We start from the raw sequence: 22,365 nt of genomic DNA, 5'->3' as shown, positions 1-22,365 counted from the left end.
CCGGCGTATAACGACCTATACGTGACGGGAGGGGGAACGTCAGGTGAACGCGGCCAGCGTCCCGAACCCGGTCGCGAACACGAGCAGCGTCGACAGGAGACCCAGCAGCAGCGCCCGGCCGCCGCCGCGCAGGAGCGGGCCGAGCCGGACGGCGCAGCCGAGGCCGAACAGCGCGCCCGCGAGCAGGAGTGTCGACGCGGTCTTCGCGACGTCGAGCGCGAACGCCGGGACCAGGCCGGTGCTGCGGACGGCGACCATCGCGAGGAAACCGAGGACGAACAGCGGCACGAGCGGCGCGTGGCCGCCGCGGCGGGTACGTTCGGTGGCGCCGACGATCGCGACCATCGGGGCGAGCAGCACGACCCGGCTCAGCTTCACCACGATCGCGATCGTCACGGCGCCGGCGCCCGCCGGCCCGGCCGCGGCGACGACCTGGGCGACCTCGTGCACCGAGATCCCGGCCCAGCTGCCGGTGCGGACCGCGTCCAGGCCGAGCCAGTGGGCGAGCAGCGGGAGCACGCCGAGGGCGAGGCTGCCGTAGCAGGTGACGAGCGCGACCGCCGTCGCGACGTCGGAGTCCTCGCGGTCGACGACGCCCTCCATGGCGGCGATCGCCGACGCGCCGCAGATCGAGAACCCCGTCGCGACCAGCAGGGCGAGCCCGCGCGGCACCCGCACCAGCTTGCCGAGGCCGAGGGTGCCGAGGAAGGTGACCGCGACCGTCACCACCACGGCGGCGAGGGTGCCGGGGCCGAGGCTGAGCACCGTCGGCAGCGCGAGCTGCAGCCCGAGCAGGACGACACCGGCGCGCAGCAGGCGCTTCGTGACGCGCGCGACGGCTTGGCGGTGCTCGTCGGCCAGCAGTGGCGTGCTCCCGACGGCGATGCCCAGCACGACGGCCACGGTGAGCGCGCCGGCCACCGGCCACGCCGAGCTCAGCGCGTACGCCGCCGCGACGCCCAGCCCGGTGATCACGAGGCCGGGCAGGAGCGGTTTCGCCGTCGTGAGTGCCATGTACCCAGCGTCGCCCGGTCGTGGTCGTCGCGGTAGCCGTCCGTGACGACGTAGGTCATAGACTGGGGCTATGACCGGACCGGATCTGGACTCGCTGCGCCTGCTGGTGCTCGTCGACGACCTCGGCAGCATCGGCCAGGCGGCCACGGCGCTGGGCATCGCGCAACCCTCGGCCAGCAAACGGTTGTCCACTTTGGAGCGTCAGCTGGGACTGTCCCTCGTGGACCGGACGCGGCGTGGTTCGGCGCTGACCCCGGACGGCCGGGTCATCGCGGGCTGGGCCCACCGCGTGCTGGCCGAAGTGGACGGCCTGCGGACCGGCGCGGCGGCGCTGCGCACCCAGCGCGGCGCGAAACTGCGCGTCGCGGCGAGCATGACGCTGGCCGAGCACTTCGTGCCCGCGTGGATCGGCGAGGTCAAACGGACCGAGCCGGACACCGACGTCGGGCTCGAGGTGGTCAACTCCGAGCACGTCGCGGACCTGGTCACGCACGGGCGGGTGGACCTCGGGTTCGTCGAGTCGCCGGGACCGTGGCCGGGCCTGAGCACGCGCCGGGTCGCGACGGACCGGCTCGTGGTCGTCGTCCCGCCCGGGCACCGCTGGGCGCGACGTCGTCGTCCGCTCACCGCCGCGGAGCTCGCCGCGACGCCGCTGGTGGTGCGCGAACCCGGGTCGGGCACCCGCGAGACCGTCGAGGCGGCACTGCGCCGCGCGGGCGCCGGGCCGGTGAAACCGTTGCTGGAGCTGGGATCGGCGTCGGCGGTGCGCAACGCCGTGATCTCCGGCGCGGGTCCCGCGGTGATCAGTGATCTCGACGTCGTGCGCGAGGTGGCCGGGCGCCGCTTGGTGCCGGTGGTGGTGGACGGTGTCGACCTCGGGCGGGTGTTGCGGGCGGTGTGGCCGGCGGGGCGGCGGCTGGCCGGGCCGGCCGCGGATCTGCTGGCGCTGGCGGTCAAGTCCCGGGCGTGAGGTGTGTTTCGAGGGTTTCGCAGGTGTCGGCGAGCAACCGGGTGCGGTCGCCGGTGCGGGTCGCCAGCACGACGTGGCATGGCTCGACTCCCTCCATCGGCACGGTGGTGACGTCCGGCCGGAGCCGGCTGCGGCGGACGACCGCCGGGGCGATCGCCACCAGCTGGCCGGCGGCGATCAGCTCGTACTTCTCCTCGTAGCTCTCGAGGAGCGGGCCGTCCGGCGCGGGGCGGCCGTCGGGGCGCGGGTCGACGCGCCAGAACGCGTTCCAGGCCGGGTCGGCCAGCCGGGGGAGCGGCTCGTCGGCGATGTCGTCGAGGGTGACCGACGCGCGGCCGGCGAGGCGGTGGTCGGCGGCGACCACCAGCACGCGCTCCTCGTCGTAGAGCGGCGTCACGTCGAGTCCTTCGGCCGGCAGCGGCAGCCGGGTGACCGCGACGTCGATGCGGTGCTCCAGCAGCGCGGCGGCCGTCTCGTTCCAGCCGAGGTGGCGCGTCACGAACTCGGCGTCCGGGTGGTGGCGGCGCAGGTCCCGCACGGCCGGGGTGACGAACAGGTTGGTCAGGTAGCCGATGGTGAGCCGGCCGGGTGTGGCCGCGGCGCGGGTGCTCGCCGCCGCCTGCGCGGCCGACCGCAGCAGCGCCTCGGCGCGGGGCAGGAAGACCTCGCCGGCCTCGGTGAGCCGGCTGCCCTGCGGCGTGCGGTCCAGCAGGCGCGCGCCGAGCTGCCCTTCGAGGCGGCGGATCTGCCGGCTCAGTGACGGCTGCGTCGTGTGCAGCGCGGCCGCCGCCCGGCCGAAGTGCCGGTGTTCGGCGACGGCGGTGAAGTACCGCACCAGCCGCAGGTCGAGGTCGGTCATGCCCCCAGTGTAGGCCGCTGAGCTGTGGTGATGCCTGAGGCGTATGGCTCGATGAAGGACAGGCGTTGGACGTTCCCGCTCGCCCGGCCGAACCATGGAAGCACAGTCGGTCCAGCACGAGGAGCTTGAAATGCGTGTGTTCGTCACCGGTGCGACGGGGTTCGTCGGGAGCGCGGTCGTCCGCGACCTGCTCGACGCGGGGCACGAGGTCGTGGGTCTCGCCCGCTCGGCGGAGAAGGCCGCGGCCCTCGCGGCCGCCGGCGCTTCGGTCCGCCACGGCGTCCTGGAGGACCTCGACGGTCTCCGCGAGGCGGCCGCCGCGTCGGACGCCGTCATCCACACCGCCTACGTCCACGACAACTTCGCCGACCTCACGGCCGCCGCCGCGACGGACGCGGCCGCCATCGCCGCCCTCGGCGCGGCCCTCGAAGGGACCGGGAAACCGCTGGTCGTCACCGCGGCGACCGGCCCGGTGGCGCCCGGCCGGCTCGCCACGGAGGACGACGTCGCCGACCCGGCGTTCCCGCGGGCCGGGTCCGAGGCCGCGGCACTCGGGTTCGCCGAGCGCGGGGTGCGCGCGTCGGTGCTGCGGCTGCCGCAGTCGGTGCACGCCGAAGGGGACCGTCACGGGTTCGTGCCGGCGCTGATCCGGCTGGCGCGCGAGAAGGGCGTCTCGGCGTACCCGGGCGACGGTTCCGGCCGGTGGGCCGCGGTGCACCGGCTCGACGCGGCGCGGGCGTACCGGCTGGCCGTCGAGACGGGGCAGTCGGGCGTCCGGCTGCACGCCGTCGGCGACGAGGGAGTGCAGCTGCGGGTCGTCGCCGAGCGGATCGGGCGTGGGCTGGACCTGCCGGTGGCGTCGGCGGCCGCGTCGCACTTCGGCTGGCTCGCGAAGTTCGCCGGGGAGGACTCGCCGGCGTCGAGCGTGCTGACGCAGAAGCGGCTCGGCTGGGTTCCGGAGCATCAGGGCCTGGTCGCGGACCTGGAAGCCGGGCACTACTTCGAGTGAGCTGACCTGGCGGGTTGCCGCCGATCCAACGGCGATATATCGTGTGAATGTCGGCGATACGATGAGCCTGAGGAGGCAACCATGGTGATGAACGCGGGAGCGGGACGGATGTTCGGCGGCTTCGGAGGCGACCCCTTCGGCGGTCACGGGCCGGCCGGGCACCGCGGCCACCCGGACCACGGCCACGGGATGCCGGGGCACGGGCACCGTGGGCACCCCGACCTCGGCGACGGGCTACCGGGGCTACCGGGGCTGCCGGATCATGGTCGCGGGGTGCCGGGGCACCCGGATCACGACGAGTGGGACGGCCCCGGCATGCCGGGGCACGAGGACTGGGACGGCGGCCCCGACCTGGCGCGCGGCGGGCCGCCGGGAGGGTTTCCGCCGCACCCACCCCACCCGCCGCAGCCGCCGGGAGTGCCCGGCGGTCCCGGTGGCTTCCCCGGTTTTCCGGGGTTCCCGGGCGGTCCGGGGTCGTTCGGCGGTCCGGGGGGCTGGGGTGGTGGCGCCTTCCAGCGGGTGCGGGACTTCCGCGGCGGTGGGCGGCCGGCGGCCCGGCCGGTGCGTCCGGCCGTGCTCGCGCTGCTGGCCGAGGAGCCGCGGCACGGCTACCAGCTGATGCAGGAGATCCGCCGTCGCACGCACGACCGGTGGCGGCCCAGCCCCGGCTCGGTGTACCCGATCCTGCAGCAGCTGGAGGACGAGGGCCTGGTCCGCACGTCCGACTCGGGCGGCCGTCGCGTCGCCGAGCTGACCGACGCGGGCCGGGAGCACGTCGCCGGTCGTGAAGAGGAGTTCGCCGCGCTGTGGGCCGACGGCGCCCCCGAGGACGAGCCGGGTGCCGACCGCTTCGCCGCCCTGTGGAACGCGCTGGGAGAACTCTCCGGTGCGGCCGCCCAGGTCGGCTACAGCGGCAACGAAGCCCAGGTGGCAGAGGTGAAGAAGATCCTCGCCGACGCGCGCCGCCGGGTCTACGCGGTCCTCGCCGACGCCGGCCTGGAGGACGAGGAAGACTGAGCGGTCGAGTCCGAAAGCCGTGAGGGGCACCTTCAGGGACGTACAAGCCCTGAAGGTGCCCCTCACGGCGACCGTCCACATCGGACAATGGGCCGGGCGGGTAAGGTCGGACCGTATGGAGGAACAGGACTTCGCGGCGCACCTGACCGCAACGATGACCGGCGGCGCGCTCACCATGCTCATCGGGCTCGGACACCGGACCGGGCTCTTCGAAGCCGCCGCTCGTGGGCCCGCGACCAGCGCGGGGCTCGCCGAACGGGCCGGATTGCAGGAGCGGTACGTCCGCGAGTGGCTGGGCGCGATGGTCACCGGCGGGATCTTCACCTTCGACGCGGGGGAGTACGCCTTCCCGCCCGAGCACGCGAAGTTCCTGCTCGGCGACACGGCGTCCAACCTCATGCCGTCGCTGCTGACGCTCACCGCGTTCACCGGCATCCTGCCCGACCTCGAGCGCAGCTTCGCCGAGGGCGGGGGCGTGCCGCGCTCGGCGTACGGGCCCTACCTCGAGACGCTCGGGGCGAAGACCGGCGACAGCTGGAAGCACATCTACCGAGAGCACCTGGTCGCCGGCTTCTTCGGCGCCGTCCCGGGTCTGACCGAGAAGCTGCGCAACGGCGCACGGGTGCTCGATCTTGGCTGTGGCACCGGGAACGCGATCGCCGTCGCCGCCCGGGCGTTCCCCGCGTCGCGGTTCACCGGGCTCGACATCAACCCCGGCGTCGTCGCGCAGGCGAACGAGACCAGCGCCGGCCTGGCCAACGCCGAGTTCGCCGTCGGGGACGCCGCCGAGCTGACGGCCGATCCGCCGTACGACCTGATCACCGCCTTCGACGCGATCCACGACCAGGACCGGCCGGACGTCGTGCTGCGGCGGGTCCGGGGCGCGCTCGCGCCCGACGGGCTGTTCTTCATGGTGGACACGTTCTTCTCCAGCGATGTGGCGAAGAACGTCGGCAACCCGCTCGCCGCGCTGTGCTACTCGATCAGCCTGATGTACTGCACCACGACGTCGCTCGCGGAGGGCGGGGCCGCGCTGGGTGCCATGTGGGGCACCGAAACGGCCCGGGACATGCTCGCGGACGCGGGGTTCCGGCACGTCGACGTGCTCGGGTCCCCGCGTCCGCAGAACTGCATCTACGTCTGTCGCGCTTGAGTCACTGCTGGTACGGCGCCGCCGCGGCCTTCGCGGCGGTGATCAGCGCGCCCTTGTTCTTCGGCCAGAACGTGCTGTCGACGCAGGTGTAGCGCGGCAGGAACCCGCCGCAGGTGCCGCTGGAGCCGCCGACCTCGAACGTCACGCTGGCGACGCCGAGCTCGCCGTAGGTGAAGTCGTCGGTGGTGCCGCTGGTGTCGTAGCCGACGGTCTCCTCGTTGGTGCCGACGAGGTAGCCGTTCGACGCGGCGTACTTCGCGCCCAGCTTGCGGTACTGCGCGTCGTTCGGCGAGGTGGCCTGCGTGAAGCCCCACGGGATGATGATGTCGTTGCCGTAGCTGTGCAACGTGATCATCGTGCCCTTGGCCGACGTCGGCGCCGGGTCGTTGTTGCCGGTGCCGCGCTGGTCCGGGAAGATCGAGCGGGCCAGGGTTTCGAGCGCCTTCACCTCGGGCTCGGAGCCGGCGCTCGCGCCCTGGTAGGTCTCGGCGCACGGGGAATTCGAGTCGCCGCCCCACTTGAACGTCGAGTTGCGGTTGAGGTCGATGCCGATGTTCGTGCCGGAGCAGCCGCCGCGGGTGTTGTTCGCGTTCTTGCGCTGCAGCTTCGGCGAGTTGCCGCCGGAGGCGACGATGTCGACGCCGTCCGGGTTCGAGATCGGCACCACCCACACCTCGGTGGTGTCCAAAATGGACTTCGCGGTGGCGTCGGTGGCGTAGCCGTCGGCGAGGTAGTCGATCCAGCGCCAGGCCAGCTCACCGGTCGACAGCTCACGCGCGTGGATCTGGGCCATCAGGAAGAACTTCGGCTTCTTCGACGTCGTCGACAGCGTGCAGTCGCCGGTCTGCTTCTTGGTCAGGCAGATCGCCTGGATGTCGTGCCCGCCCTGGCCCTGCTGCTTCTTCCACGACTGGCCGATCGCGAGTTTCGTGGCCAGGTCGGGGTGCGCGGCCGCGACGCTCGTGAGGTGGGCCTCGTGCGCGGTGACCGTGCGATATCCGCCGTAGAAGGTGTCCGCGGCCAGGGAATTCGCCTGCGCGGGCAGTTCCTTGTAGACGGTGTCGTAGAAGCTCGGCCGGTACCCGAGGCCCTGCAGCCGCGCGGCGACGGCCTTGCCGCCGACGACGTACACCGAGCCGGCGTCACCTTCTTCGACGTCGAAACCGGCGTTCGTCAGAGCGGCGGCCTGCGCGGCGGTCGCCGGGACGCGCCAGAAGACGGGCGTGTCGGCGGGCTGCGCGGTGGCGCTGCTCCCGAGCAGGGAAGCGAGCAGCGTGCCGGCCGCCACCAGGGCGAGCCGGGACAGGGACCTTGACGCCATCGGGGGATCTCCTCACGGCCGCACGGATGGGCGCCAGGCTCGGCAGCCCACGGTCACCGAACCGGCACGCACAGTGTGTCGGTGCGGGACAAACCCGCCATACCCCCGAAAGTCGCGAAACCGCCCAACGACGGCGCGCCCGGTCAGCCCAGCCCGGTGTGGGTCTCGTTCAGCAGGGTGACGATCGCCTGGGGCGTTCCCGAAGTCATCACGACAGTCCGGTCTCCGGCGGGGTAGGTCAGCACGCGGCCGCCGTCGGTGAGGTCGAGTGCGGTGAGCGGGCGGGAGCGGATCCGGCCGTCTCGAGTGCGCCGCGCGGTGTAGAGCTGGTGGACGGCGTCTCGAGGGGCCTGCTCCAGCCAGGCCGGCAGGGCGTGGTCCGGCAGCTGCTGGTCCGGCACGCTCGCGCCGTCGGCGTCGGGCAGGGTGTCGAGCAGGCTCGTCGCGAGCCAGGTGGGTCGCACGGGCTCGACGAGCACCGCCGCGTCGTCGGCGACGAGCCGCACCGCCTCCTCGCCGCGCGCGGCGATCAGGACCGCACCGCATCCGCCGTCCCGGTGCTCGCTCCACGAATAGAACTCGTGGTCGGCGTGCGCGAGGATGCGCAACGACCCGCGCCAGAGGTCGTTGAGGCGGTGGTTGCGAGCGAGCCCGAGCCGGGTGAGCGCGGCCATCGTGCGGTCTTCGAGCTCCCGCACCGCGTCTTCGCGGATCCAGTGGTGCCGATCGGTGCCCAGGACGGCGGGGGCGTCGCCGAGGTCCAGCATCCGCCAGGCGGTGAGGAACGCGAGCCGGGGCAGGACGACGGGCTCGTCGAGGACGGGCATGGGCGGTTCTCCGGTCGAGTGCTCAGGCGCCGATGGTGGGATCGACGGTGGTCAGGCCGGTTTCGGGGTCGACGCGGGCGTACCGCTCGTCGTCGGTGAACAGGGAGCCGTCGTCGAGGACGTACTTGCGTTCGTGCACCCGGTCGTCCTCGCGCCGGGACCGCGTGCCCGGCGCGGTCGAGCCGGGGGAGGATGGGCGCCCGCCGCCACGGGTCCCTTCGCGCACCCCGCTCGAGCCGCCGCGGGGCGCTCCCGCCGGTCCGCCGGGCAGGTTTCCGCGGAAGTTCCCACCGACCCCCGGGACGGTCGGGCCGGACGGCGAAGGAGCCGAAGCCGCCGAAGCCGCCAGGCCGCCACCGGGCCACTGCGGGGCCATCGGGGACGCCGGGGTGCCGGTCGCCACGTAACCGGTGGTCGAGGTCGTCCCGGAGGAGGACGCACCGGCGAGCGACGGGGGACCGGCCGCGATCCGGGAGTCTGCTCCGCTGGGCACCGGCGCGGCGCCGAGCTGCGGGCCGGCCGCGCCCGGCTGCGCGGCCTGTTCCGGCGCGCCGGGCGGATGGCCGATCGGCGTCCCGGCGGCGGCCGATGCCGAAGCCCCGCTGGTGCCCAGCGGACTTCGGACCTCTTGAGCCGAGGACGTCGTGGCGCCGCCGGGTTCCTCCGTGCCCCAGTCGTGCCGGAGAGCGCGAGCCTGGTCGTCCAGGTGGGTGGCGTAGGCGTGGTAACGCTCCAGGTACTGCGCCGCCTTCTCGTTGTAGGCCGTGATCGCCTTCTCGGTGTCGGTGTCCCAGAATGACAGGCTGTCGAACAGGTTCTTCTCCGGCCGCGGCCCCAAGCGAGCCAGCTGGGTCCTCAGGTTCTGGAACGCCAGGTCGGCTTCGGTGATGTTGAGGCAGTTGCGGGCGAACGTCGACTCGGTCGTCTCGACGGTCCGCCCGAACTTCCGGGCGCTGCCGGCGGCCGCGTCGGCCCCGCTGCCCTGCCAGGCCGAGTCGAGCTGCGCGAGCACGGAGTAGAGGATGTCGGCGGCTTCGCGGTGTGCGATCGCAGCCTCCTGTGTCGCTTTCGCGGCTCGGGCCCACTCACTTCCGCCGCCCCGCGTCACCATGCCCGTCAGGTCCTGGACGGAGACCACCCGGGCCTCGGTGCCCTGGCGCACGAGGTCGGCGGACCACGCGACGGCCTCCTCCGTCGTCCGCACGGACGCGGGGGCGCTCCGGTGGGCGATGGCCTGCACATGATGGTTCGACCAGGGGAACAACAAGAATGCCTCCGAATCCGGGCCTGCGCGGGTCAGCTGGGCCGGACCGGCGGGAACGCCCGGGCCGCGTCGGCGTCCTGCCCGCTCAGCCGCCGCAGCGCTTCGCCGGCCTTCGCGGCCAGCTCGTTCAGGTACGCGGTTTCCCGCTCGAGGTGCTCCTGTCCCGCGGCGAACAGCGGCGTGAGCCGTGCGGTGTACCCGAGACTGGCGGGATCGTCCGCGGGAGAGGCCACCGGGACGGCGTGCGCGGATCCCGCGCGGCGCAAGAGCTCGGCCGCGTCCGCGAGCCGGCCGGAGATCTCCCGCAGCCGTGCGGGATCCAGCGCGATGTCCGGGAATCGGGCGTCGGCGGGTGTCACGGCGGTTCGGTCCTCCCTCCGGTACGGCACAGTGTGCGTCGCAAGGGGACAGTCGTGCGGTTCGCCCGCGCCGTTACGCCGGAAACGGAACCGGGGCCGACCACCTCGGTGATCGGCCCCGGTTCGCGAAATCGGTTACTTCTTCAGGCCGTGCTCGATCGACTCGATGATGCGCGGCCGCAGCTCGGCCGCGCTGATGATCGCGTCCACCGAGCCGACCTCGACCGCTCGCTGGATGTTGTGCACGCGGTCGAACTCCGCGGCCACCTCGCCGACCTTCTCCGCGCGGACCGAGGACTGGACCTCGGCCAGCTGGGCGTTCAACGCCGCGCGCTCGGCGCCGCTCGTCTCCGAGACGCGGGTCTGCAGCTCGGTCACCCGCGGGTCGGTCGCCGTGCGGTTGTTCACGTCGCCGGAGAACACCACCGCCGCCGCCGGGGCGCCGCCCAGCACCGAGGCGAACGAGCCCTCCAGCGCCAGCACCGTCATGTTCGGGTTGAGCGCCTTGGAGAACACCACGAACGCGCCGCCGTGGTAGCGGGAGATCACGCAGAACACGATCGGGCCGGCGAAGTTGACGATCGCCCGGCCGATCTCCGCGCCGTACTCCAGCTGCAGCTTGCGCAGCGACTCCGGCGAGCCGTCGAACCCGGAGAGGTTCGCCAGCACCACCAGCGGTCGGTTGCCCGACGCCGCGTTGATCGCCCGCGCGGTCTTCTTCGACGACCGCGGGAACAGCGTGCCCGCGGTGTAGGCGTCCGGGCCGTCGGTGGGCGGGAAGCCGCGGCGGGGCACCGAACGCGACTCGATGCCGACCAGGCAGACCGGCCAGCCGCCGATGTGCACGTCCTGCACCGCCGAGGTGTCCGCGTCGGCCATGCCCGCCCAGCGCTCCAGCACCGGGTGGTCCTGGTCCGACAGCGCGCGCATCACCGTGCGGATGTCGAACGCCTTCTTGCGGTCCGGGTTGTGCTGGGCCGAGAAGATCTCGCCGACGGTCGTGAAGTCGCTGCCCACGACCGCGTGCGGGAACGGCGAGACGTCGCGGGTGACCGGGTCGTTCGTGCTCGCCCGCCGCGGCCCGGTTTCGCCCGGCACGACGTAGGTGTGGTCGTAGTGCGACATCAGCACGTCGCGGGCGGCCGGCAGGTTCGGCGCCCAGTACTGCGCCTGGCCGTTCGGGCCCATCACGCGGTCGTAACCGCCGATGCCGAAGTTGTCCTCGGCCGACACACCGCCGGAGAAGTCCAGCGCCTGCTTGCCGGTCAGCACCATCGCCGAGTCCGGCGTCATGATGAGGACGCCCTTGGTGTGCATGAGCATCGTCGCTTCGGCGTTCCAGTACGGCTGCGCGCCGACGTTGATGCCGACGACCACGACGTTGATCTCGCCGCCGTCCTGGGTGAACGTCACGATCCGCTTGAGCGCCGCGGCGACCCAGTCCATGTTCTCGGTGCCCGAGGTCATCGAGATCCGGGCGCCCGCGGACACCGCGAACCACTCCAGCGGCACCTGCATCCGCTCGGCCAGGTCCAGCGCCGCGATGACCCGCGAGCACTCCGGCTCCGACAGCGCGCCGAGCGCCTTCGTCGGGTCGCCGAGCAGCACGACGCGGGTGACGCCTTCGGGGTGGCGCTGGGTCGGCGTCGTGACGACGCCCGCGATGATCGCCGCGGAGTTCTTGCCCTTCGGGCGATCCACCGGGACCAGCGCGCCGGAGCCGTCGAAGTCGTGCTCGGTGAAGCTGCCGCCCGGCCCGGCGAGCAGGCCGGTCAGCTCGTACGGGTAGACGTTGCCGCGGCGGGCCGCGCGCAGCACCTTCTGGCGGTAGTCGTCGAGCGGCTGCACCGGCTCGTCGGTCGGCGCGCCGACGTGCAGGCGCGCGCCGTTGCCCGGGTCGAGGGTGATCCGGACGGCGATCTCGGTCAGCTCACCCGCGCCGTTGCGCTGGCGGGCCAGGAACTGGACCTCCTCCAGCCCGGCGCCCGCCGTGGTCGGCAGGATGCGCTGGACCAGCGTGTTCAGCTCTTCGGCGGTGATCTCGGTCGACGGCCAGACGTACATCATGATCCGGTTGGTGTCGAACCGCTTGTTCTGCGGCCGCTGCGCCTGGATGTTGCGGATCGCGTCGAGGCACGCGGTGATCGCGTCCTCGACCGCGGGCAGCGACACCAGCCGGCCGTCGGCTTCGCGCAGCGGCGTCAGGTCGCGGACCTGGCCCATCGCGATGAGCCGCTCGTCGGCCGGGTTGCTCTGGGCGACGGCCTTGAAGAGGTAGATCTCCTCGTCCGACGACGGCAGCCGGGTGAGGTCGAACTCGCGCAGCCGCTGCAGCTGCAGGCGCTGCGCGATCATCGGGTGCAGGCCGCGGATCAGCCGGTCCTCGGCGAAACCCGCGCCGTCGGGGCGGAACGTGAAGTGGTGGTGCATCACCGCGCCGCTGGTGCCGGCCACCGTGGTGGTGATCCGGCGGACCCCGGCGGGCAGCGACAGCCCGGCGAGCACCTCGCCGAGCCGCACGGCCATCGCGTCGGCGTCGGGCTGGTCCTCCCACGTGACGTACAGGTCGGCGACCAGGCCGTGGTCCGGGACGTCGACGGCGAAGGTGCCGATCGCGCCGATCGCGTCGGGCAGGGCGGCGATGTCGACGGCGGTGGTGACCACGCGCGTGACGCCGTTGCGCCCGGTGTGCTCGGCCGTGACGAACCGGCAGCCCGCGACGTCGTGCGCGGTGACGCCCGACAGGCCGCGGTTGCCGTAGTAGCGGCGGGTCAGGACCTCCAGCAGCGGCGCGTGGTCGCGGCCGGGGCGGCCGATCCGCTGGCCGATGAGCCGCACCAGGGGTTCGGCGCAGGCCACCATCGTCTGGATCCGCTCGGCGCGGTCCGGGGCGTCCGGGTGGTGGTCGAGGTGGCGCAGCTGGTCGCGCACCGAGGCGTAGGTGCGGGCGCGGCCGCGACGCAGCAGCGGCTGGGCGAACCAGCGGAACACCACGCCACGGGCCAGGTCGGACACCACGGGGAAACGCACCTGCGTCGCCTCGATGAGGTGCTCCAGGGTGAGCCCGGCGCGCTCGCTGTCGGCTTCCAGTGGCGGTGCGCCGGCCAGCCACTGCCGCAGCAGCTCGGTGACGACTCCTGAATCGCCCGGCATCCGTTGCTGCGCCAGGAAGATCCGGAAGACCGCGCCTTCCAGCTCCGGCGTGCGGTCGAGGTCGGTGACGCCGTAGTGGCCGAGCACCTTCGTCAGCTTGGCCTGGAAGCCGGGCGACACGGCCGCCCGCTCGATGTCGAGGCTCTGCAGGTAGCTGTGGAAGAACTCGCGCGGGCTGTGCACCGGGCTGTCCGGCTCGGTGTCCAGCTCGCCGCCCGGCTTGTTGCGGCTCAGCTCGGACAGGTCGGCGAACACGGTGAGCAGTTCCAGCTCGCCCTCGACCGGGCGGCCGCTCAGCTCGGCGCGGGCGGCCAGGTACCCCGCGAGGACGCGCTTGCGCTCGGCCGGGTCGACGTCGAAGCCCAGCAGCAGGCTGCGCAGGTCCTGCAGGCCACGCTCGACGCGGGCCTCGGCGGAGACGCCCGACGGCTCGGCGGGCAGCTCGATCTCGACCGTCTCGGCCTCGGTGGTGTCTTCTTCCTCGGCGCCTTCGGCCAGCGGCTCCAGCCGCATCAGGGGCGCGCCGGTCTCGACCTGGCTGCCGACGGACACCGGGCACTCGCGGACGCGGGCGCGGAACGGCGCGCGCAGCACCGTCTCCATCTTCATGCTCTCCAGCACCAGGATCGGCGCGTTCGCCTCGACCTCGTCGCCGACCGACAGCGGGGTCGCGACGACCAGCGCGGGCGCGGGGGAGCGGACGACGCCGCCCTCGTCGCGGCTGATCCGGTGGGTGACGCCGTCGACCTCGACGAGGTGGGTCGGGCCGTGCGTGGCGGCGGTGATCCGGAAGCGCTGCCCGTTGACGACGATCTGGCCGCTGTGCGCGTCGAACCGCTTGACCTCGACGTCGGCGTGGTGCACGTCCGAGCCGCCGGCCGAGATCCCGACGCGGAAGCGCTGCTGCCCGATGCGGGCGACGCCGACGCGGTAGCCGACGCCGCGCAGCTTGAGGTCCAGCGGGCGGCCGGACTCGTGCTGCACCTGCGGGCGGCCGCCGTGCGCGGTGTTCAGCAGCTGCTGGACGGTGAGCTCTTCCTCGTCCTCGTAGGCCTCGATGGCGGCCGTGGCCAGTGCGATCGCGGAGTGCCGGTGGGTGACCAGGCGGCCTTCGGCGCGGACGCGGTCGATCCAGCCGGTGTCGGCGCTGGCGTCGATCACCTCGGGCTGGTCGAGCAGGTCGAGCACGAAGCTCTTGTTGGTCGCGCCGCCCTCGATGATCACGGTGGTCTCGGCCATCGCGCGGCGCAGCCGGCCGAGGGCCTCGTCGCGGTTGCGGCCGTAGGCGATGATCTTGGCGATCATGGAGTCGAAGTCCGCCGGGATGGTGTCGCCTTCGCTGACGCCGGTGTCGACGCGGATGCCGGGGCCGGCGGGCAGCGCCAGCCGGGCGATGCGGCCGGGGGAGGGGGCGAAGTCGCGGTCGGGGTCCTCGGCGTTGAGCCGCGCCTCGACGGCGTGGCCGCTCTCGGCCGGCTGGTCGCCTTCGAGCTTGCCGCCGTCGGCGACGTGCAGCTGCAGCTTGACCAGGTCGGTGCCGGTGGTGATCTCGGTGATCGGGTGCTCGACCTGCAGCCGGGTGTTGACCTCGAGGAAGGCGAACAGCCGGTCGCCCGGGTGGTAGAGGAACTCGACGGTGCAGGCGCCGCGGTAGCCGACGGCGACGGCGAGCCGCTCGGCCGAGGCCTTCAGCTCGGCGGTCTGCTCGGGGCTCAGCACGGGGGAGGCGGACTCTTCGATGATCTTCTGGTTGCGGCGCTGCACCGAGCAGTCGCGCACGCCGAGCGCCCACGCCGTCCCGCCGTCGGAGATCACCTGGACCTCGACGTGGCGGGCGCCGGTGACCAGGCGCTCCAGGAACACGACACCGGAGCCGAACGCGCGCAGCGCTTCCTGGCTGGTGCGCTCGTAGGCGTCGGCGAGGTCCTCGCCGGAGGCGACCATGCGGATGCCGCGCCCGCCGCCGCCCGCGGTGGCCTTGAGCATCAGCGGGTAGCCGATCTCGTCGCCGGCACGCAGGGCGTCTTCGAGGGTGGCGACCGCGCCGCGGCTCCACGGCGCGACCGGGACCCCGACCTCTTCGGCGATCAGCTTCGCGCCGATCTTGTCGCCGAGCTTGCGCATCGCGTCCGCGCTCGGGCCGACGAACGTGACGCCGACCTTCTCGCACAGCTCCGCGAACGCGGGGTCCTCAGCGACGAAGCCCCAGCCGACCCACGCGGCGTCGGCCTTCGTGTCGACGAGCGCCTTCTCCAGCACCTCGAGGTCGAGGTACGGCCGGGCCGAAGCCGGGCCCAGGTTGTAGGCGATGTCGGCTTCGCGGACGAAGGTCGCGGTGCGGTCCGCGTCGGTGTAGAGGGCGACCGTCTCGATCCGCTCCCCGGTTTCCGCGGAGAGATCCCGGACGGCGTGGATCAGCCGCATCGCGGCCTCTCCGCGGTTGACGATGGCGACACGACTGAACACCGGCTGAGCCTCCCAAGTACCCACGCACAGAAGGCGACGTCCGGGTCCCGGAGCGTCGCCTGCACTTGCTTACACCCTGGTCGATCACCGACGGGTGGGCCAATGTCCGGCATGGCGCATGCCGGAGGCGATGCTTTGTGGGAACCCTACAAAAGGCGACCCGCGCCACACTGCGCGGTGCCGGATTCTCGCGAGGTCTGCCACAAAGCACACGGGAACCCTACGCCGAGGGTGACTAGGAAAACATCTTGTTGCGACCCCTATGTTCAGGAGGCCAGCAGCACGTCCGACTCCAGTACCTGCCCCAGTTCCCGCCGTTCGGCCGCCGACAACGGCACGGCGGCCACGCTGCACCGCCCGTCCGGCCCGGGCGCGGTGGTGATCGCGAGAACGGGCTTCCCGTCGACCTCCCGCAGGGTGACGCGGCCCCCGCACGACAGGTCCACGGAGACCCCGGGCCGGTCGTGCTGCCGGCCCAGCCAGCGGCTGACGAAGTCGAAGGTCATGGCGTCCTCCCTCGGTGCGGGCGTTCTCCCCGAGCACAGGTGTCGGGGTTTAATGCCCCGGATACACCCGGTTCACACCCCGGACGGCCGGAATTCCGGGTTTGCCGCCGGACAGGCCCACCGCCGATCCGCGCTCGCGGGCTCAGGGCAACGGGATGCTGTGGCGGTCCATCAGGTGCACGGCGACGGCCGAGGTGGCGTTGGAGAGCGGGTTGGGCCGGCCGCCGCCCCAGGCTTGCCGCCGGACAGGCCCATCGGTGTCTCCTCGTGGTCTTGACGCGGTGGCCGAGCGGGTTGCGGGAGGGCCTCCCGGCGCTCTCGGAATCCAGCCTTCATGCCGCGCGGCGGTGGCTGACTGCTCATACATCTCGCTCTTTCGCCCGAACGGCTGCCGCCACGAGCGGTGGCCGTCCTGCCTCGCTGGAGGCGTCAGGATTCCGCCGCGCATGAGACGCGGCGACCCGGGAACCGCGGGCAGGCTGGCCGGATGGAGTTCGCACAGCTGGCCTCGGCGGCGCGGGACCTCTTCTCCGCGAAGCTGGTCTACGGCGAGCCCGTCGAACAGGACGGCGTCGTCGTGATCCCCGCGGCCACCGTGTTCGGGGGTGGAGGTGGCGGCGCCGCGGAGACGCTGCCCCTGCGCGAAGGCGCCGGGTTCGGGGTGCTCGCGCGGCCCGCCGGGGCGTTCGTCCTGCGGGACGGCTCCGCGAAGTGGGTGCCGGCCGTCGACTTGACGCGGCTCGGGCTCGTCGCGGCCGTCGCCGTCGTCGCGGTGGCGAAAGTCTTCACCAAGCGCGCCGGCCGGTGAAGAGTTCACCGCCGGTTCTTGTCCGCGTTCGCGTTGGCGGCCTAGCGTCGGGCCGTCACCGATGCGGAGGTCGGCATGGATTTCAGCAGGCGCACGCTCCTGCGCGCGAGCGGACTGGCCGCGGCCGCGGGGCTGCTCCCCGGCGTCGCGTTCGCGGAGCAGCCGGGCGGTACCGGCACCCAGACCCGGACCGTCACCGGCACCTTCACCCCCGACATCCCGGACTGGTACTACCTGCCCGTCGACGTCCCGCGCGGCGTCAAGCAGATCGACGTCGTGTACTCCTACGACAAGCCCCCGGTGCCCGCCGGCACCCGCGGGAACGCCTGTGACATCGGCGTGTTCGGGCCCGAAGGCCACGAGCTGGGCAACGCCCGCGGCTTCCGCGGCTGGTCCGGCGGCTTCCGCGACCGGTTCTCGATCAGCGCCTCCGAGGCGACGCCCGGCTACCTCGCCGGGCCGGTCAAGCCCGGCCGCTGGCACGTGATCCTCGGCCCGTACACCGTTGCGCCGCAGGGCCTGAACTACCAGGTCGACATCACGCTCACTTTCGGACCGGACGGCACGCCGTTCAAGCCGAACCCGGCGCCCGAGACCGCGCCCGCCCGCGAGAAGGGCCGCGCCTGGTACCGCGGTGACAGCCACCTCCACACCGTCCACTCCGACGGCCGCCGCACGCCGGAGCAGCTGGTCGCCGACGCGCGCGCCGCGGGCCTCGACTTCATCGTCTCCACCGACCACAACACGTCCAGCGCGCAGCTGCAGTGGGGCGAGCACGCCGTCGACGACCTGCTGATCCTCAACGGCGAAGAGGTGACGACGCGGTCCGGGCACTGGCCGGCGATCGGCCTGCCCGCCGGCACCTGGATCGACTGGCGCTACCGCGCGGCCGATCCGCAGGACTTCCGCCGGTTCACCGACCAGGTGCACCGCGCGGGCGGCCTGGTCACCGCCGCGCACCCGTTCGCCAACTGCTTCGGCTGCACGTACGAGTTCGCCTACGAGATCGCCGACCTCGTCGAGGTGTGGAACGGCCCGTGGACCCAGGACGACGAGGCAAGCGTCATCCACTGGGACGGCCTGCTGCGCGGCGGCCGGTTCATCCCGGCGATCGGCGACTCGGACGCGCACAACCCGGACAACACCGTCGCGCTGCCGCACACCGTCGTGCTCGCCGATCGGCTGCGGCGCAGGGAACTGCTGGCCGGGCTGAAGGCCGGCCGGTCGTGGCTGGCCGAGTCGTCGGCGGTCCGGCTGGACTTCACGGCCGCCGGTGGTGGTCGATCGGCGGGTATCGGCGAGCGGCTCCCGGCCGGGATCGGCACGCCGGTGACCGTGCGCGCGGCCGTCGGCGGGGTGCCGGGCACCACGGTGACGTTCCTCGACCAGCTGGGCCCGGAGCACGTCGAGACCGTCGGCGACGCCGGGGTGGCGACCGTCACCTGGACCACCTACCCCCGCTACAGCCGCTGGGTGCGCGTCGAGGTGCGGCGGCCCTCGGGCGGGCCGAACACGACGTCGCCCAACGCCATGGTCGCGATGTCGAACCCGATCTTCCTCGGCGGCGAACACTGAAGCCCGAACACTGAAGCCCGAACACTGAAAGCCGGCCACTGAACCCCGGCCCGCGCCCCGCGTCCTCCGAGAGGGCAGACTGGTGCGAACGGGTGATGGGGAGGCAGTGTGCGTGGATGTGGCCTGAAGGTGGCCATCTTCCTGGGGGCGGTCGTCGTGCTGACGGCGGGGATCGTCGTGGTGGCGGTGCTCGTGCGCAGCCCGGTCCGGTCGCCCGGGTGCACGGTGACGCCACCGGGGGACGGCGGCGGGGCCTTCACGTTCACCCCGGAGCAGATGAACAGCGCCGCGACGATCTCGGCCGTCGGCACGAAGCTGGGCCTGCCCGCCCACGCGGCGACGGTCGCGCTGGCCACGGCGCTGCAGGAGTCGAAGCTGCAGAACCTCGAGGGCGGTGACCGCGACTCGGTCGGGCTGTTCCAGCAGCGGCCCAGCCAGGGCTGGGGCACGGTCGCGCAGCTGCGCGACCCGGTCTACGCGTCGACGGCGTTCTACGAGAAGCTCGAGAAGCTGCCGGGCTGGGAGACGATGCCGATCACCGAGGCGGCCCAGGCCATCCAGCGCTCCGGCGCCCCGGACGCGTACGCGCAGTGGGAGACGCAGGCCCGGGGCATGGCGGCGGCGTTCAACGGCCAGTGGCCGGCCGCCCTGACCTGCCGCAACCTGACCCTGGCGCCGCCCGCGGACGTGGCGGCAGCGGCGACGGCGGAGCTGGGCACCGCGAAGCTGAGCGGAGCGCACCCGGCGGCGCAGGGCTGGACGTACGCGACCTGGCTGGTCGGCCGCGCCGAGGCGCTGGGCGTCGACAGGGTGAGCTTCGCCGGCCAGACGTGGACGGCGGAGTCCGGTGCCTGGGCCCAGGACACCGCCGCGGGTCCGGATCTCGCACTGCACCAGGCCCCGGCGGCGCCGCCGAGCCAGTGACGAAAGCCGTGAAGGCCTCCTTCCCGGCTCTTATGGCCGGTAAGGAGGGGCGGATTCATGCGGTGGTTGCAACACCTGGTGTTTGTTGATCTGACAGTAGCTTCGTGAGGGCCTCGGTTGGTGTCCGCCAGCCGAGGGTCTCCCGAGGTCGCCCGTTCAGCTCCTCCGCCACCCGCACCAGCTCCGCCGTGCTGTGCTGGGACAGGTCGGTGCTTTTGGGGAAGTACTGCCGGAGCAGTCCGTTGGTGTTCTCGTTGCTGCCGCGCTGCCAGGGCGAATGCGGATCGCAGAAGTAGATCTGCAACCCGGTGTCGAGGGTGATCTTCCGGTGATGGGCCATTTCTTTGCCCTGATCCCAGGTCAGCGAGCCCAGCAGCAGCGGCGGCAACGTCTGGATCATCTCGGTCATCGACGCCGCGACCGTGGCTGCGTCTCGCCCGTGGGGCAGGTGCAGCAGCATCACGAACCGGGTCGACCGTTCCACCAGCGTCCCGATCGCGGACCGATTGTCCTGGCCCAGGATCAGGTCGCCTTCCCAATGCCCCGGCACCGCCCGGTCGGCGGCCTCGGCAGGCCGCTCGGAAATGTTGACCATGTCCTGGATCCCGCCCGACGGGCGCTCCCGCCGGGCCTGGGCCTGCCGCCGCGGCATCCGCAACGCCCGCCCGGTCCGCAGTGCTGCGGTCAGTTCCCGGCGCAGCGCGCCCCGGCCCTGCACATACAGCGACTGATAGATCGTCTCGTGCGACACCCGCATCTCCGGCCGGTCGGGAAAGTCCAGCACCAGTCTCTCGGAGATCTGCCGCGGCGACCACTTCCGGGTCAGCCCGTCCTGCACCGCCGCCCGCAACGCCGGATCGGCACGCAGCTTCGCGGTCTTGGGTCGTTTCGCGCGGTGTTCGGCCCGGTGCTGGGCGCTGCTGGCCCGGTAGTGGCCGGTCAGGCCGGTGTTGCGGGCCAGCTCCCGTGACACTGTCGAGGCCGGCCGGTCGATCGTTCTGCCGATGGCGCGTGGGCCGTGACCTGCGGCTTTCAGACAGGCGATCTCTTCCCGCTCGGCGATAGTCAGCCGGACCGGCCCGGGCTGGTGGGGTGCGTTGCTGATCACCCCGCCAGCTTGGCGGAACAGCCGCCCGCCTGTGGCGGGGGCGAAACCGGCCGCTTGCGCGGCCGGTTTCGCGGTCAGGCCTGCCCGGATCTGCTGCCAGAACAGCAGCTGCGCCGAGCGTGGTAGCCACCGATGGGTTCGTACCCGTGTCATCGCAGTTCCACCCTTCGCTGGGCGGTGTTGCAACGACTCCATGACTCCGAGAGGCCTTCACGGCTTTCGTGCCGTGCCGCTTCCGGACGGCGACGTTCAGGAAGCCTCCACTGTGGACTCCGGGTACCGGGTGCGGAGCAGGCCGCGGCAGAAGTGGGCGTTGCCCTCGATGGAGATCCGGACCGACCGCGCGAACCGCAGCCGCAGCGGGATCTCCGCACGCGGGAACGGCGTCCCGTGCTCGTCGACCAGCACCGGCGACGACGGCTCGCGCGACAGCCCGAGGGCCTCGCGACGTCGCAGCAGGGCGTGGGAGGCGGGCACCGGCGGCAGGTCCGCCAGTGTCACCGCGTGCAGGTCGACGTGCTCGTCGGCGCGCAGCAACACCGTCAAAGCGCGTTCCATCGCGGCCTGGTGGGCCTTGCGGCGGAACGTCTGCCGGAGCTCTTCGAGATCCTCCTCGGCCTCGTGGCCGAACGTGCCGCGGTAGCCGGCGTCCGCCGCGAGGCCGCGGTTGATCAGGTCCGAGTCGTGGTGGTCGTCGAGCATGACCACGACTTCGGTCGTCCACGGCAACGCGGTCAGCACGTCCTTCGCGTCCGACGCCATGAGGTAGGCGAAGTTCGGCGCGCAGAACGACGTCGGGAGTCGCAAGTGGACAGTGACGCGCCCGCCGTCGACGTCGACCGAGTGCACGAAACCGAGGTCGGTGATGGGCTCGTCGAGCTCCGGGTCGAGAACCGCGTCCAGCGCGGTGTAGGCGTCCACCTCAGGCCACCGACACGGCCTGCGTCTCGATGGGCGCGAGCCGCAGCTCCGACGGCACCGGGATGTCGTACATCTTCGCCGCGTTGAGCCCGAGGATCTTCTTCTTCTGGTCGACGGTCAGCGGCGCGTACTCGGGCAGGTCCTCCGGGATCTGGAAGTCGACGAACCGCTCGACCAACCAGCGAGGCGTCCAGATCGCGTAGTCGCTGGAGAACTGGATGCGGTCCTCGTCCAGCCAGTACAGCAGCTCGCCGATGATCTGCGCGAAGTACTTGGGCCGGGTGTGGATGAACGGCATCGCGACGGCGAGCCCCGCGTGCACGTTCGGCTCCTGCGTGGCGATCCAGCAGAAGTCCTCCAGCCGCGGCAGCCCGCAGTGCTCCACGACGAAGTTCAGGTCGGTGAAGTCGGTGGCCGCGTGGTCGACGTCGGCGACGTCGAAGGCGTCGCGGTCCAGCGGCCGGATCGTCGGTCCTTTGTGGACGTGGATGTTCTTGACGCCCAGTTCCTGGCAGGCTTCCAGGTACTTGTATGTCCACGGGTCGTTCAGCTTGTAACCGCGCGAGTCACCCTGCCACTCGGCGGTGTAGAGCTTGACGCCCTTGAGGCCGAAGCGTTCGGCGTCACGCCAGAACTGGTCGAGGCCCGCTTGTTCGAGCCGCGGGTCGAAGTTGTGGTTGTAGGTCAGCTTGCCCGGGTGCTTCTGCGTGAGCGCGAAAGCTTCTTCGGTCTGGCCGAAACCGTTGTGGTAGAACGCGCCCAGGTGAGCGGGCTGGAAGATCGCGTGGTCGACGTAGCCGTCTTCGAACAGGTCCTTCACCAGCCGGTCGCCGCCCTGGTAGAGGTAGTCCTCGTACGGCCACACCTCGGACTCCGGGCTGAGATTGCGGTGGTAGTCGTAGAAGCAGTCGATGAACTGCTTGCCGTGGATGTTGCGCTGGTTCTCCGGGCGCGCGTCCCAGAGCGCCACGTGGGCGTCCACGATGAAGTAGTTTTCGCCGTCCTTGCTGTACATGTGCGTCCTCCGCGTTCGTGACCGCCGTTGGCCCGTGCTGGCGACGGTAGGCACGTCGACCCTGGTCAGGGACCCACCCGGTGTCTCGATATGAGA

Annotated in this window: 18 protein-coding genes; 7 read left to right on the top strand and 11 right to left on the bottom strand. The window is 72.3% G+C overall.

Annotated features, from left to right (window positions below; translation table 11 throughout):
• Positions 1 to 39: 39 nt before the first annotated feature.
• Complete coding sequence (locus OHS58_RS17555; RefSeq protein ID WP_326948790.1) at positions 40 to 1,014, bottom strand: YeiH family protein; 975 nt, start codon at positions 1,012 to 1,014, stop codon at positions 40 to 42.
• A gap of 70 nt (positions 1,015 to 1,084) precedes the next feature.
• On the opposite strand from OHS58_RS17555, the gene OHS58_RS17550 reads away from it, so the two are divergent.
• On the top strand, positions 1,085 to 1,984 hold the full coding sequence (locus OHS58_RS17550; protein ID WP_328649031.1) for a LysR family transcriptional regulator: 900 nt from the start codon (positions 1,085 to 1,087) through the stop codon (positions 1,982 to 1,984).
• On the opposite strand, the gene OHS58_RS17545 is transcribed toward OHS58_RS17550, so the two are convergent.
• Positions 1,968 to 2,843, bottom strand: coding sequence for a LysR family transcriptional regulator (locus tag OHS58_RS17545; RefSeq protein WP_328649030.1), 876 nt, complete (start codon positions 2,841 to 2,843; stop codon positions 1,968 to 1,970). The two genes, OHS58_RS17550 and OHS58_RS17545, sit on opposite strands and share 17 nt — an antisense overlap.
• A gap of 130 nt (positions 2,844 to 2,973) precedes the next feature.
• On the opposite strand from OHS58_RS17545, the gene OHS58_RS17540 reads away from it, so the two are divergent.
• From OHS58_RS17540 to OHS58_RS17530, 3 genes are all read left to right on the top strand, one after another.
• The gene (locus tag OHS58_RS17540) at positions 2,974 to 3,852 is read left to right on the top strand and encodes an SDR family oxidoreductase (protein WP_328649029.1); all 879 of its coding nucleotides are present in this window, start codon (positions 2,974 to 2,976) and stop codon (positions 3,850 to 3,852) included.
• A gap of 81 nt (positions 3,853 to 3,933) precedes the next feature.
• A complete protein-coding gene (locus tag OHS58_RS17535) occupies positions 3,934 to 4,869 on the top strand; it encodes a PadR family transcriptional regulator (RefSeq protein WP_328649028.1) in 936 nt (311 codons plus the stop codon).
• 115 nt (positions 4,870 to 4,984) lie between these two features.
• The gene (locus OHS58_RS17530) at positions 4,985 to 6,022 is read left to right on the top strand and encodes a class I SAM-dependent methyltransferase (RefSeq protein WP_328649027.1); all 1,038 of its coding nucleotides are present in this window, start codon (positions 4,985 to 4,987) and stop codon (positions 6,020 to 6,022) included.
• Position 6,023: 1 nt separating this feature from the next.
• Here the strand turns inward: OHS58_RS17530 and OHS58_RS17525 are convergent, their stop codons facing one another.
• The 6 genes from OHS58_RS17525 to OHS58_RS17500 all read right to left on the bottom strand — a co-directional run bounded on the left by OHS58_RS17525 (position 6,024) and on the right by OHS58_RS17500 (position 15,918).
• On the bottom strand, positions 6,024 to 7,343 hold the full coding sequence (locus OHS58_RS17525; RefSeq protein WP_328649026.1) for a M14 family zinc carboxypeptidase: 1,320 nt from the start codon (positions 7,341 to 7,343) through the stop codon (positions 6,024 to 6,026).
• Positions 7,344 to 7,486: 143 nt separating this feature from the next.
• Positions 7,487 to 8,170, bottom strand: a complete 684-nt coding sequence (locus OHS58_RS17520; RefSeq protein WP_328649025.1) for an ESX secretion-associated protein EspG — start codon at positions 8,168 to 8,170, stop codon at positions 7,487 to 7,489.
• A 22-nt stretch (positions 8,171 to 8,192) separates the two neighbouring features.
• Complete coding sequence (locus OHS58_RS17515) at positions 8,193 to 9,374, bottom strand: hypothetical protein (protein ID WP_328649024.1); 1,182 nt, start codon at positions 9,372 to 9,374, stop codon at positions 8,193 to 8,195.
• A gap of 92 nt (positions 9,375 to 9,466) precedes the next feature.
• Positions 9,467 to 9,793: a hypothetical protein gene (locus OHS58_RS17510; RefSeq protein ID WP_326948799.1), complete on the bottom strand. Its 327-nt coding sequence runs from the start codon at positions 9,791 to 9,793 to the stop codon at positions 9,467 to 9,469.
• Positions 9,794 to 9,928: 135 nt separating this feature from the next.
• Positions 9,929 to 15,412 carry an ATP-binding protein gene (locus OHS58_RS17505; protein WP_326954003.1) on the bottom strand — a complete coding sequence of 1,828 codons (5,484 nt, stop codon included), beginning with the start codon at positions 15,410 to 15,412 and terminating at the stop codon, positions 9,929 to 9,931.
• Positions 15,413 to 15,678: 266 nt separating this feature from the next.
• A complete protein-coding gene (locus OHS58_RS17500) occupies positions 15,679 to 15,918 on the bottom strand; it encodes a hypothetical protein (RefSeq protein ID WP_247050966.1) in 240 nt (79 codons plus the stop codon).
• Positions 15,919 to 16,405: 487 nt separating this feature from the next.
• Here OHS58_RS17500 and OHS58_RS17495 point away from each other — a divergent pair, with 487 nt between their 5' ends.
• The 3 genes from OHS58_RS17495 to OHS58_RS17485 all read left to right on the top strand — a co-directional run bounded on the left by OHS58_RS17495 (position 16,406) and on the right by OHS58_RS17485 (position 19,225).
• Entirely contained in the window at positions 16,406 to 16,726 is a 321-nt protein-coding gene (locus OHS58_RS17495; protein WP_328649023.1) for a hypothetical protein, read from the top strand.
• A 75-nt stretch (positions 16,727 to 16,801) separates the two neighbouring features.
• Positions 16,802 to 18,301, top strand: a complete 1,500-nt coding sequence (locus tag OHS58_RS17490; RefSeq protein WP_328649022.1) for a CehA/McbA family metallohydrolase — start codon at positions 16,802 to 16,804, stop codon at positions 18,299 to 18,301.
• Positions 18,302 to 18,430: 129 nt separating this feature from the next.
• Positions 18,431 to 19,225 (top strand): hypothetical protein, encoded by a 795-nt coding sequence (locus tag OHS58_RS17485; protein ID WP_442792290.1) that lies wholly within the window; start codon positions 18,431 to 18,433, stop codon positions 19,223 to 19,225.
• Between the two features lie 55 nt (positions 19,226 to 19,280).
• Here the strand turns inward: OHS58_RS17485 and OHS58_RS17480 are convergent, their stop codons facing one another.
• From OHS58_RS17480 to OHS58_RS17470, 3 genes are all read right to left on the bottom strand, one after another.
• The gene (locus tag OHS58_RS17480) at positions 19,281 to 20,486 is read right to left on the bottom strand and encodes an IS30 family transposase (protein ID WP_328643947.1); all 1,206 of its coding nucleotides are present in this window, start codon (positions 20,484 to 20,486) and stop codon (positions 19,281 to 19,283) included.
• 96 nt (positions 20,487 to 20,582) lie between these two features.
• Entirely contained in the window at positions 20,583 to 21,254 is a 672-nt protein-coding gene (locus OHS58_RS17475; RefSeq protein WP_328649021.1) for an iron-sulfur cluster assembly protein, read from the bottom strand.
• A 1-nt stretch (position 21,255) separates the two neighbouring features.
• On the bottom strand, positions 21,256 to 22,269 hold the full coding sequence (locus OHS58_RS17470; RefSeq protein ID WP_328649020.1) for an amidohydrolase family protein: 1,014 nt from the start codon (positions 22,267 to 22,269) through the stop codon (positions 21,256 to 21,258).
• Positions 22,270 to 22,365 lie beyond the last annotated feature (96 nt).

The organism is Amycolatopsis sp. NBC_00348, assembly GCF_036114655.1.
GTDB lineage: Bacteria > Actinomycetota > Actinomycetes > Mycobacteriales > Pseudonocardiaceae > Amycolatopsis.
This window is presented reverse-complemented; position numbering and strand designations above follow the sequence as displayed.

Coding starts and splice junctions, on each gene's coding strand:
- OHS58_RS17555 (WP_326948790.1), bottom strand. CDS start 1,014: ATGGCACTCACGACGGCGAAACCGCTCCTGCCCGGCCTCGTGATCACC.
- OHS58_RS17550 (WP_328649031.1), top strand. CDS start 1,085: ATGACCGGACCGGATCTGGACTCGCTGCGCCTGCTGGTGCTCGTCGAC.
- OHS58_RS17545 (WP_328649030.1), bottom strand. CDS start 2,843: ATGACCGACCTCGACCTGCGGCTGGTGCGGTACTTCACCGCCGTCGCC.
- OHS58_RS17540 (WP_328649029.1), top strand. CDS start 2,974: ATGCGTGTGTTCGTCACCGGTGCGACGGGGTTCGTCGGGAGCGCGGTC.
- OHS58_RS17535 (WP_328649028.1), top strand. CDS start 3,934: ATGGTGATGAACGCGGGAGCGGGACGGATGTTCGGCGGCTTCGGAGGC.
- OHS58_RS17530 (WP_328649027.1), top strand. CDS start 4,985: ATGGAGGAACAGGACTTCGCGGCGCACCTGACCGCAACGATGACCGGC.
- OHS58_RS17525 (WP_328649026.1), bottom strand. CDS start 7,343: ATGGCGTCAAGGTCCCTGTCCCGGCTCGCCCTGGTGGCGGCCGGCACG.
- OHS58_RS17520 (WP_328649025.1), bottom strand. CDS start 8,170: ATGCCCGTCCTCGACGAGCCCGTCGTCCTGCCCCGGCTCGCGTTCCTC.
- OHS58_RS17500 (WP_247050966.1), bottom strand. CDS start 15,918: ATGACCTTCGACTTCGTCAGCCGCTGGCTGGGCCGGCAGCACGACCGG.
- OHS58_RS17495 (WP_328649023.1), top strand. CDS start 16,406: ATGGAGTTCGCACAGCTGGCCTCGGCGGCGCGGGACCTCTTCTCCGCG.
- OHS58_RS17490 (WP_328649022.1), top strand. CDS start 16,802: ATGGATTTCAGCAGGCGCACGCTCCTGCGCGCGAGCGGACTGGCCGCG.
- OHS58_RS17480 (WP_328643947.1), bottom strand. CDS start 20,486: ATGACACGGGTACGAACCCATCGGTGGCTACCACGCTCGGCGCAGCTG.
- OHS58_RS17470 (WP_328649020.1), bottom strand. CDS start 22,269: ATGTACAGCAAGGACGGCGAAAACTACTTCATCGTGGACGCCCACGTG.